Genomic DNA, 10,982 nt, shown 5'->3' with positions numbered 1-10,982 from the left:
GGCAGGCAGGCGCAGCGGGCGTCCACATCGGACGTCCGCTGCGGCACGTAAGGCTCAGAGCCAGTCGGCGATGAGGGTTCCCGCCACCATGACGGCCAGGAAGCCCCCGACCAGCCGGGCCGCGCGGACGGGCCAGATCCCATGGACGTCGGTGATCACCAGGAACCAGTCGGCTGCCCCTCGGACGTTGCCGGCCAGGAGCCCCCCGCCCACGATGGCAATACCTCTGACAATCAATCCGCCCAGTTGTTCGCTCACGGGCCGAGAATAGGCCTCCCGTGGCAGGGGCGAGAGGGCGGGCGAGCGGCGGCCATCGTCGCCACCCCTTGGCCGGGAGCCGCAACCCCTGCGGAGCCCCACGGACGACGAGCCATCAGCCCCTACGACTCTACGAGTTCACGAATTCACCTCCAGCGGCCCGGGCCGGCCGGAAGCCGCCTCCAGCCGCGCTCAGGCAACAGGGCGATCCATCCCCAGGGCCTCCCGGCTCGCGCTTCTCCAGGCGGGTGCCCTCGACCCCGGCGACCTTCCCCGCTTGACGCACCTCTCGGGCCAGTGGGCCTCACTGACCGCCGAGGGCACCTGCCTGGACGGACTCCGAGCCCTGGTGGACGGCCTCCTCGCCGCCCCCCTGACGCCCTGCCCGCCGCGCCCCTGCCCCGACTCCCCCGAGTCCGGGTACGGCGCTTGCCCCTCCCCCAAGGGCAGGGGGCACAGTGACTCCCGTGCAAGAGGATCTGATCACCATCGGGGAACTCGCGGCCAGGACCCGGCTCAGTCTCAAGGCCCTGCGGCTCTACGGAGACCGGGGGTTGCTGCCGCCCGCGCGGGTCGATCCCCGGACCGGATTCCGGCGTTACGGGGTCGCCCAGGTCGAACGGGCCCGCCGTATCGCGCTGTTGCGTGCCGCCGGCATGCCGCTGGCGCGGATCGCGGTGGTGCTCGACGCGGCGGGCGGCGAGGAGTCGGTGCGGCTGCTCGCCGCGTACTGGCGCGAGCAGGAGTCCGCGCACGCGGCCCGCCGGGAGGCGGTGGGCCATGCCCGTGAGGTACTGACCGGAAGGAGCCCGACCGTGTACGAGATAGCCGAGCGTGAAGTGCCGGAACAGAAAGTCCTGTTCGTCCGAAGCCAGGTGACCGCCGCCGATCTGCCCGGCTTCCTCGCGGAGTCGGGCGAGCGGCTCTTCTCCCACCTGGGGCAGACCGGAGCGTGTCTGTCCGGGCCGGTCTTCGCCGTCTTCGAAGGTGTGGTGAGCGAGGACTCCGACGGCCCGGTCGAGGTCTGCGCGCCCACCTGGAACGCCGTCGAACCGGCCGGGCCGATCGGGGTACGCATCGAGCCCGCGCACCGTGAGGCGTTCACCGCCCGGACCAAGGCGCAGATGAGTTACGCGGGCGCGACCGCCGCCCATGACGCGGTCGGCGCGTGGCTCACCACCCACGGGTACGTCAGAAGCGCCTCCAACCGGGAGGTGTACTACCCGAACTGGGCGACCGCCGAGCCGGACGAGCACGCGGCCGACATCGCCATCCCCTTCCGCCCCGGCTACAACGGCTAGAACCGCCGCCCCTTCGCGGGAGCGACGAGAAACCCCGAGGTCAGGAGCGTATCGAGTAGCTCCAGACCCTCGACATCGAGGCCCGGACTCCTCAAAATGATCATGAACCATATCCGGTTATCGACTGAGGAGTTCGACCCGTGGCACTTCGTACCAAGTTCACTTCCGTGGCCCTCGCCGGCCTGCTGGCCGCGTCGGGCATCACCGCCGCCACCGCCACCCCCGCCGCGGCGGACGAGATCTGCCCCTGGCCCTACGTCTGTTTCCTCGACACCAACGAGAACATCCTCACGATGTACAAGGACCAGGGCGCACAGACCACCAGCGCGAAGACGCGGACCGCGCGATGGGTGCACAACGCGCGCAACGAGGATTGCGTGCTGCTCACGCACTCCACCGGATTCGTCGACAAGCTGTACCCGCACCAGGGCTTCGGCCTGAGCACCAGCTCCCCGATCACCCAGATCAACATCATGTACGGCTGCTGACAGCCTCGACATGCGGACCCGGGAGCGGCACACGGGCCGACATCTCGATCCCCTTCCGCCACACGGGCTCCAGCGAGTAGGGCCGGAGCGGCGGCGGAGGGCGGAAGCCGCCCGGGCAGGCACGCCGAGCGTGCCAAGCAGCGGAGGGTGGCGCCCCGCAGCGGGAGAAGGGGAACGGCGTGACGGTTGCCGCCCCCGCCCCTCCCGAGCGGGGCAGTGCCCTGCGGGGCGGGTGGTGGCAACGCACCACCCGCCCCCACCCTGCCGATGGCTCACCGAGGGCAAGCCAGGTCACCGCTCGGGCCCGAGCGGTTGCCCGAGCCCAAGCCGTGCGACGCGACGCGGCGCGGCGATCAGGCCGTCGCCGCGGTCCCGCCGGCGGCCGGCGTTCCGGACGGCTTGGCCGCACCGGCCTTGGCGTCCTGGTTCAGCTTGCCGCCGAGGGCGCTGAGGTTGCCGCCGTCTCCGCCGGCCCCGGCCCCGGCTCCCCCTCCGACCATGGCGGCCGCCGCCTTGCCGGCGGCGTCGAGGGCGATCTGGGCCATCTTCTGCATGTGTTCGGTGGCGGTCTTCAGCGCTTCCTGGGCGCGCATGCCGGCTTCCTTGTCGTTGCCGGCGGCGGCCTCGATGCCCTTGGTGAGCACCTGGCTCATGGTGCTGAGGCCGCTCATGTCGCGGAACAGGTTCGCGGTGGCGATGGCCTGTGCCGTCTGGAGGCCGACCGGGTCGGGCATCGCCACCGTCGGCGTGAACTTGGCCTGCGAGACCCCCATCCCGGCCGCCGTGGTGTCGAGGTTCTGCGCGCGCGACGCGGTGGAGATCGGCGCGATGTCGGCCGGGGTGATCTGGATGGGCGAGTCCTTCCAGTTCCAGAAGCGGGTGAGGTCGATCTTCTCGGCCGAGTTGGCCCGGCCCAGGACGGCCTCGGCGAAGACGCCGTTGGTGGCGATGGCGATCGTGTTGGTCACCGGCGTCCCGAACGTGTTGTCGCCCGGCTTGTGGGAATCGGTCCACTCCTCTCGTTCCTGCTCGCTGACGAAGTTCCAGCGGAAGCCGAGGTAGTTGCCGGTGGCGGCGATCGGCTTCGGGTCCAGCAGCATGCCGAGCGGGACGGGCCCGGCGGTCGAACCCGTCGGCGTGTACGAGTAGTTGGCGAGGATGCGGCTGAGCGTCAGCTCGTCGGCGTTGGCCCAGACGGCCTGGCTGTAGTGGCGGCGGTTGTCGTTCAGGTGGTCCAGAACCGCCTGGGGCACGTTCCCGCCGCGCACGTGGAAGCCGAGCGACGAGAGGAAGGTGCGGCTGCCGGACTTCACCGTCGAGCCGAACAGCCCGCAGATGGCCGAGCCGCCGCCGGCGTCCTCGGACAGGTCGGGCGCGACGGTGGTCGTCGCGGCGATGCCGAAGTTGGCGACACCCGACGTCATCTTCAGGCGCAGCCCGGCGAGGCTGCCTCGGGCGGCGGTGCCGGACCAGGCGTCGTAGGAGATCAGCTTGTCCGCGCCGCCGAAGGTGTAGGACGCCTGCTGCGCGCCGGAGCCGCCGATGTCGCCGCAGCCGAAGGTGTGGTTCGGGAAGACGACCTGGATGCCGCGGATTCCGTCGCCGTCGGACCAGACGTCGATCCGGGACGCGTAGGAGGAGTCCCCCTTCGGCTGGTCGTCGAAGGGTATCTGCGTCTCTCGTCCCATGATCCGGCGCACGGTCCCGTTGCTCATGAGCACCCAGTAGTCTCCGCCGACGGCCGAGGCGATCTGCGCCAGCCCGGTGAGGCTCTGAAGGCCGCCGGTCGCGGGACGGACCACGGTCGTCGCGCCGGACTCCACCAGGAGGGGCGCCATCTCGCCGCTGGACTGGGACTGGACGACGGCCCAGAGCGCACCGTCGGACGTGGCGGACAGACGCTGCACGCCCGGACCGTTCCGCCGCACCCCGTCGGTGCCACTGCGCTCGTACACGACCCCCTGCCGGGTGTACCACACCTTGTCCTTGCCGGTGACGGCGATGTCGTCGGCCGTGATGCCCAGGTTCCCCCATGAGCTCTGGCCACGCTGATGGATCATGTTGTTGGTACCGACGACGTAGACCGAGTCGTCCGCGCCGCAGGCGATGCGCAGTCCCCAGCCGCTCAGCGGGTCGGTTCGCCAGGTCGTCCCGTCGAACTGGACGATCGCGTTGTCGGCGGCTCTGAGCGCCCAGACGATGTTCTTGCCCGGTGCGATACGGGACAGGCCCCCGCCCAGCCCCGTGGTGGGCAGCGCGGTCCACTTCTGCGTCGCCGGATCGAACCGGACCGGGACGCCGTCCGCCTTGCGCACCCCGTACACGCCCATCGTCGAAGCGGCGATGTCGGCCAGCTCCACCCCGTCGAACGGCTGATTGCTCGGCACCTCCGGTGCCGAGCACGCGTCGAGCTTGCGTACGGCGGTGTCGAAGGGGTTCGCCGCGCGGATCTTCGGCGCCCAGTCGACCGGCGCGACCGACGCGAGCACCTCCTTGTACCGCTGGAGGCTGGTGTGGGAGAAGGTGAGCTCCTGAAGCGGGATGAACAGGCAGCGCTCCAGCTTGGTCGGCTTGGTCGTCACGTTGTAGACCTGAACGACCTCGTAGTACTGCACCGACATCGCGTGCATGTGGTTGTAGTTGGTGACGACCCGGGTGAGGACCTGGTCCTTCTCCGTCTGCGTCGTCTCGCGCACGACCGTCATGTTCCGGCTGCGGGCCGCCGTCGCCACCTGCTGGGTCCGCGCGGCGATCCGCTGCGTCGCCTCCTGCGCGACCGACTTCACACCTGTGGAGCGCGACACCGACGTCGCGATGCCCGAGTTCGACGACTTGCTCCAGTTGCCGCCGCCGCCGATGCCGAAGAGTGCGACGCCGACGCTGCCGCCGGAGCTGGACGACTGACTGGACTGGAGCCCGACGGAGTTGCCGTGCTGCTCCTCGCGGGCGATCGAGTTCGCGACCTCGCTGATCGACCGGTTCTGGTCGGTGGTCGCGGACAGCGCCTCGTTCTCGCCGGCCGTCTCGGCGCCGGTGGCCTTGGTGGTGCGCTGCCAGTCGACGACCGCGACCTTGGTGCTCTCGCCGGGCGCGAGCGCGAGGCTGTGCAACAGCCGGCCGAGCGTGACGCCTTGGGCCGACCAGCTCTGCTCCGTCGTGACGATCATGCCCTCGGCCGGGCGGTCGTAGAACGGCAGGTTCTCCTCGCCGAGGTCGATGGCGCCGGTCAGGTCGCGCGCCGATGCCGCCCCGGGGATGTCGGTGAGCACCACCGACTGGTAACGGACGATCTCCGTCGGGTAGTTGCCGGTTGTGGGGAGCAGGTCCTTCGGGGTCGCGCCGTCGAGCATCGCCTGGTCCACCTGGATACCGGGCGATGTACTCGCCGGGGTCGTCGCAGGTGTGGTGGCAGGCGTGCCGCTGCCCGAGGTCGGGGTGGTCATCGCGATTCCAGTCTGTGAAGAAGGTGAGGGTGAGGCCGATACGGCCGCCAGGACGTGAAACGCCTGGCCCTGAGGCGAATGACGCCTTCCGGATCGCTCGAAAGCTACACAGCTCGTTCACGCCAGCGTCACACTTTGTCGAAACTGGCCGAAACAGGAACCGGGTTCGCCAGGCCTCCGACAGCGCTCGCTCTGGGAAGTCGATCGCCACGGCGTCCGATGCCGCACGTTCGCCATGAAGGCCACATGCCAACCGGTCCCAAACCGAAGGACTTGCCCGTGCGGCACGAACGGATGGCATACGACCTGCGTCTTCCAGGGCGATCAGTGCGTGAAGTAGCCACATATCAGCGCCCGTTGGCGCCCGGACCGCAGCCCAGCGCGGTCACCGGCTCCCCCATGGACGGGGCTCGCAGCACCTGACTCCGGAAGCCGCACATCTCTTTCTGAAACGATCAGAAAGTGCCGTAACCCAAGCTCCCGTTGGCCGGATCGCGACAGATCGGATCACCGCGACCCCGCCGACCTCCCATGCCCCACCGCGACCTCGCCGCCTCGCCGACACCCGGGCCGGCCGCACCGACCGCCCCTGTGCCCGGCGAGACCATCCCTTGGACCGCACCACCCTCCTGTTCCCGCTCGCGCGGGCGACGTCCGTCGCCTCTTCACCCGCGCCCCGCCCCTCCCCCGCTGTCCCGTCCGATCCTCGACCAGCCCCGCGTCGCGGCCCGGACGGGACAGCGGTGCCGGCGTGTGCGCACCCCCTCGCGGGACAGCGGAGCCGTCGATCGACATGCCCGATTCGGCTGGTCCGAGCGGTGCGCGAGGCCCCTCCCGGGTCGGCACCGGCACCGCCGCCGTCCCGGGCACACCCTGTTCGCACACCGTCCCGGACAGTCCCGGACAGCGTTCGGCCGTTGTTCCCGGCCTGGCCCCGGCGAAGACTCCGTACCGCACCGGACGATCGGACACCACACCGGACGACCGGCGGGGCGCATCCCGTGCCACGGGGGGAGAGCCGCCGCCCTCGGGCCGACACCCCGACGCAATCGGCGGAGAAGAACCTACGAAAGGGACATCACATGAAGACCGTACGTGGGCTGGCCGACCGCATGCTGGAGCGCCTGGTGCCGCAGGAGACGGCGAGCGCGTGCGACGGCCGCTGGATCTACCGGTGCGTCGGCGGATCGTGCTCCAACTACAGCAACTACACGCAGCGCGTCTGGTCCTGTGACTTCAACAGGCGCGAGTTCATGTCCTGCGGCTGCTGAGCCGGCTCCAGCCGTCCGGCCCCGTGATCCTGTGCGGGGCGCAGGGCGGTGACTCCCCCTTCGGCACCGTGACGCCGTGACAGCGTCGCCGCCACGGGGACCGCCCTCGTTCGGGCGCCCATGCACCCCAGTACCGTGGCCCGGCCCCCACCCGGGCCGGGCCACGGATCTCCCCAGGAGAACCAGTGGAATTCGTCTCGGCCGTGAGCCAGGTCGCGCTCGTCCTGGTGTTCACGGCGGCTGTCCTCGGAAAGATCAGGAACGCCGAGTCGTTCCGCGCCTTCGCGTACTCCGTGGAGACGCTGGGGCGGGTGTCCGCCGCGCGGGCGGGCCTCCTCGCGCCGGGCGTCGTCCTCGCGGAGGCCGGGGGCGCCCTGCTCCTGGCCTGGCCGGCGGCGTACGGCGGCCGGCTTGTGCCGGTGATCGGGCTGCTGACCGTGACCGGACTGCTGACCGCGTTCACCTGCGCCATCGTCCGCGTCCTGCGCGCCGGAACACAGGTGGCCTGCCGGTGTTTCGGCACCTCGACCGGCCCCGTCGGCCCGGCTCAGCTCGTACGCAACGCCGTGCTCCTCGCACTCGCGGGGGCGGCCACCCCCGGAGTCTGGGAGGGCTGGGATCCGTCCTGGCAGGCCCGGTTCGCCGCCTGGTTGTGCGGGGCGACGGCCGCTGCCGTCCTGGTGGTCGGCGACGAACTGGTGACCCTGCTGCGGCCCACGGCCGCGCCGACGCCAACGCCCACGGCCCCGGCCACACCCACCGCCCCGGCCCCGTCCCCGTCCCCGTCCCGTACGAGCATCTGATCCCTCTACCGAGAACTACCGAGAAGAGGCCGACCATGGTCTACCTGGCCATCGCCCTGGTGGTCGTCGGCGCGCTCTGCGTGCTGGACCTTTCGCTGACGCTCGCGGTCCTCCGCCGCCTGCGGGACCGGCCCTTGGCCGCCCCGGACCTCACCGAGGAAGGCGGCATCTCCGTGGGCGCGACCGTGGCACCCTTCAGCACCCACTGCGTCGAAGGCATGCCGCTGACGGAACGCGATCTCACCGACGGCGCCGTGGTGGCGTTCTTCACCCTCGGCTGCAAGCCGTGCCGGGACAAGCTGCCCAGCTTCGCCGAACAGGCCGGCGCGCTCCAGGGTCACCGGCAGGTGATCGCGGTCGTCGTGTCGGGCAGCACCGAGCAGCGATACGAGGACGAGGCGCGGGCGATCACCGAACAGCTCTCCCCCGTGGCGCGGGTCGTCCGGGAGACCCCGGAGGGGCCTTGCGTGAGCGCGTTCGCCGTCACTGCCTTCCCTTCCCAGTTCGCCATCGCCGCGCGGGACGGGCAAGCGCCCACCGTGGCCTCGGTCGGGGACCGGGTCCTCACCGCCGTTCCGGCCGGGCGGGCATGAGCCCCGCCCCGGGCAGCACCACGGCACCCCGGACGATGCCGCTGCACCGTGCCGTCGTAGCGGCGCTCGGGCTCGCCCTGCGGGCCACGCCCGTGATGATGGCCGGATATCTGGCCGTGACCCTGGTCTCCGCCGCGGCGCCGGTGGCGGTCACCTGGCTGGTCAAGGACATCCTGGACGGGCTCGCGGCGGGCAACGGGGTACGCGAGACCTTCGGCCCGGCGCTCTGGCTGGCCGTCGTCGGCGCGGTGACGGCCGGCGCCCCTCAGCTCACCGCCTACCTCCAGGCCCGGATGACCCGCGCCACCAGCCTCCTCGTCCAGGAACGGCTGCACACCACCGTCGACGGCTTCGTGGGCCTCGGCCGCTTCGAGAACCCGGAGTTCCTGGACCGGCTCAGGATGGCGCAGCACGCCGGCGGGCTCGCCCCCTTCCAGGTGGTGCAGGCGGTGGCGGGCGTCGTCCGGGGCTGCGTCCTGCTCGTCGGCTTCGTCGGTTCCCTCGCGGTCCTCAATCCCCCGCTCGCCGTCGTCGTGACGCTTTCCGGTGTCCCCGTGCTCTGGGCGGAGATCGTGCTCAGCCGCCGTCGTGCCGCCACCTTCTGGGAGATCAGCCCCACCGAGCGGCGGGAACTGTTCTACGCGACGCTGCTGTCGAGCGTGGAGGCCGCCAAGGAGTTCCGGCTCTACTCCGCCGGACGCTTCTTCCGGGAACGTCTGCTGGCCGAGCGCCGCAAGGCGGACGGTCTTCGGGAGCTGATGGACCGCCGAGAGCTGCGCGTACAGACGTCCTTGCAGGTGGCCGCCTCCGTGCTGGCGGGGGCCGCACTGCTGTGGGCGGTCGGGTCGGCCGCGCGCGGAACCATGACGGTCGGCGGTGTCTCCCTGCTGCTGGCCGCCATCCCGGCCGTCCAGAGCGGCATCGCGGGACTGGCCGCCGAGACCGGGCAGGCACACCACTCCCTGATGATGTTCGACCACTACGTCACCGTGATGCGGCTCGGCCCCGACATCCCCACCCCCCGGCGCGCCACCCCGGTCCCGCCGCTGCGGGACGCGATCGAGCTGCGGGACGTGTGGTTCCGTTACGACGAGGGCACGCCCTGGGTACTGCGCGGCGTCGACCTGCGTATCGAGGCCGGGAAGGCCCTGGCGCTCGTGGGGGTCAACGGCTCGGGGAAGTCGACGCTGGTCAAGCTGATGTGCCGGTTCTACGATCCCACCCGCGGGCGCGTCCTCTGGGACGGCGTCGACCTGCGCGACATGGACCCGGCGGAGCTGCGGCGACGCGTCGCCGCCACCTTCCAGGACCCGATGCGCTACGAACTCACGGCCCAGGAGAACATCGCCGTCGGCGACCTGAGCGCCCTCGACGCGCCCGACCGGTGCGCGACGGCGGCCCGACTGGCGGGGGTGCACGACGACGTCGCACGGCTGCCCCACGGCTACTCCACCCTCCTCAGCCGCACCTTCTGGTCCGAGGACGACCACGCCTCCGGTGTGCAGTTGTCCGGAGGCCAGTGGCAACGGATGGGCCTGGCCCGCTCGTTCCTGCGCGCCGACGCGGACCTGTTGATCCTGGACGAGCCCAGCTCCGGCCTGGACCCGGCGGCCGAACACGAGATCCACACCCGGCTGCGGGCCCGTCGTTCCGACCGCACCAGCGTGCTGATCTCCCACCGGCTCGGCGCGGTCAAGGACGCCGACACCATCGCGGTCCTGGAGGGCGGGCGGATCACCGAACTCGGCGACCACACCGCGCTCATGGGCCGCGAGGGGACCTACCACCGGCTGTTCACGCTCCAGTCCCGTGGCTACCGCGAAGGTGCGGACGATGCCGCGGACGGTCTCGTGGGGGACTGCGCGGGCGGCCTGGCGGGCGGATTCACGGGCGGTCCCGCAGACGGACTCGCGGGCGGGGGTTCGGGTGCGGGTGACTCCGTGGACGAGAGGGCCTACGTGACCCACCCCCTGTCCCTGCCGGGCCCGGCATCGTGAGGCGGCGGCAGACGAGGAGGCGCTCCGTCTCCGTGGTGGCGGGGAGCGTCACCGGGCTCGCGGTCATGGCGTGCGCGGCCGCGTTCCTGCTCCGGCGCCGCTGTGCCCTGCTCGACGTCAGCGGCTCCAGCATGATGCCCACCTACCGTGACGGGGACCGGCTGTTCGCGCTCAAGGTGCCGGCCCGCCTCATGCGCAGAGGGACGGTCGTCGCGATCCGGATGCGAACGGGTGACGCGGACGGTGTGGATGGTGCGGACGGTCCCGTCCGGGACGCCACCACGCCCGGGGGCCTCGTGCCCACCACCATGATCAAACGTCTCGCCGCCCTTCCCGGAGACCGGATTCCCGGATCGCTCTCCCCGGCGGACGTCGTGCCGGCCCGGCACGTGTACGTCCTCGGCGACAACCGCGAGGCCAGTTACGACTCCCGCCAGACCGGGCCCGTGCCGTTCGACCGGCTCACCGCCGTGGTGCTCGGCCGGACCCGCCGCGGGGCCGCCACGGGGATCGCGGACCACGGCGCGACGTGAGTCCGACCGCGCCGGGGAGCGGTCACCAACGCGCATGCGGCTGCCGGGAGTTCGGCCCCACCGGTGTCCGGGTGGTCGAGCAGCGGCTCCAGGGCGGTGGACACCTCGGTCCACGGGCGCTCGCCCCCGAACCCCCGCATCTCGGGGAGGTCGAACCCCTCGGCCTCCGCCGGCCGCCGCCGGAACACGGCGAAGCCGCTGTACGACCACGAGATGTCCAAGGTGCCGTCGTCCCCGTCGCCCGGGAAGAGAATCAGCCCCACGCGCCCTCCCCTCCCCTGCTCACCGACCGACT

The 10,982-nt window shown here is 71.5% G+C and carries 9 protein-coding genes and 1 pseudogene; 8 read left to right on the top strand and 2 right to left on the bottom strand.

The window, feature by feature from the left end; all coding sequences use genetic code 11:
• Positions 1–54: 54 nt before the first annotated feature.
• Positions 55–258 carry a hypothetical protein gene (locus tag ACGFRB_RS14105; protein WP_363007593.1) on the bottom strand — a complete coding sequence of 68 codons (204 nt, stop codon included), beginning with the start codon at positions 256–258 and terminating at the stop codon, positions 55–57.
• Between the two features lie 253 nt (positions 259–511).
• Between ACGFRB_RS14105 and ACGFRB_RS14100 the strand changes: the two are divergent.
• The 3 genes and pseudogenes from ACGFRB_RS14100 to ACGFRB_RS14090 form a co-directional block, all read left to right on the top strand.
• Positions 512–628 (top strand): annotated as a pseudogene (locus tag ACGFRB_RS14100) (TetR/AcrR family transcriptional regulator); the annotation flags it as partial.
• A gap of 97 nt (positions 629–725) precedes the next feature.
• Entirely contained in the window at positions 726–1,559 is an 834-nt protein-coding gene (locus ACGFRB_RS14095; RefSeq protein WP_393242904.1) for a MerR family transcriptional regulator, read from the top strand.
• 140 nt (positions 1,560–1,699) lie between these two features.
• Entirely contained in the window at positions 1,700–2,047 is a 348-nt protein-coding gene (locus ACGFRB_RS14090; RefSeq protein WP_393242902.1) for a hypothetical protein, read from the top strand.
• A gap of 353 nt (positions 2,048–2,400) precedes the next feature.
• Here the strand turns inward: ACGFRB_RS14090 and ACGFRB_RS14085 are convergent, their stop codons facing one another.
• Positions 2,401–5,490 carry a hypothetical protein gene (locus ACGFRB_RS14085; protein WP_393242900.1) on the bottom strand — a complete coding sequence of 1,030 codons (3,090 nt, stop codon included), beginning with the start codon at positions 5,488–5,490 and terminating at the stop codon, positions 2,401–2,403.
• A gap of 1,082 nt (positions 5,491–6,572) precedes the next feature.
• Here ACGFRB_RS14085 and ACGFRB_RS14080 point away from each other — a divergent pair.
• The 5 genes from ACGFRB_RS14080 to ACGFRB_RS14060 all read left to right on the top strand — a co-directional run bounded on the left by ACGFRB_RS14080 (position 6,573) and on the right by ACGFRB_RS14060 (position 10,687).
• Positions 6,573–6,761: a hypothetical protein gene (locus tag ACGFRB_RS14080; RefSeq protein ID WP_393242898.1), complete on the top strand. Its 189-nt coding sequence runs from the start codon at positions 6,573–6,575 to the stop codon at positions 6,759–6,761.
• A 185-nt stretch (positions 6,762–6,946) separates the two neighbouring features.
• The gene (locus ACGFRB_RS14075) at positions 6,947–7,564 is read left to right on the top strand and encodes a MauE/DoxX family redox-associated membrane protein (RefSeq protein WP_393242896.1); all 618 of its coding nucleotides are present in this window, start codon (positions 6,947–6,949) and stop codon (positions 7,562–7,564) included.
• A 35-nt stretch (positions 7,565–7,599) separates the two neighbouring features.
• Positions 7,600–8,157: a hypothetical protein gene (locus ACGFRB_RS14070; RefSeq protein ID WP_393242894.1), complete on the top strand. Its 558-nt coding sequence runs from the start codon at positions 7,600–7,602 to the stop codon at positions 8,155–8,157.
• A complete protein-coding gene (locus ACGFRB_RS14065; RefSeq protein WP_393242892.1) occupies positions 8,154–10,154 on the top strand; it encodes an ABC transporter ATP-binding protein in 2,001 nt (666 codons plus the stop codon). The genes ACGFRB_RS14070 and ACGFRB_RS14065 overlap by 4 nt, the downstream gene beginning before the upstream one ends.
• A 32-nt stretch (positions 10,155–10,186) precedes the next feature.
• On the top strand, positions 10,187–10,687 hold the full coding sequence (locus tag ACGFRB_RS14060) for a S26 family signal peptidase (RefSeq protein WP_393242890.1): 501 nt from the start codon (positions 10,187–10,189) through the stop codon (positions 10,685–10,687).
• The last annotated feature ends 295 nt before the right edge of the window (positions 10,688–10,982 follow it).

Source organism: Streptomyces sp. NPDC048718 (genome assembly GCF_043198875.1).
In the GTDB taxonomy this organism is placed as follows: domain Bacteria; phylum Actinomycetota; class Actinomycetes; order Streptomycetales; family Streptomycetaceae; genus Streptomyces.
Note: the sequence above shows the minus strand (reverse complement) of the source record. Positions and strands in the feature narration are given on the sequence as shown.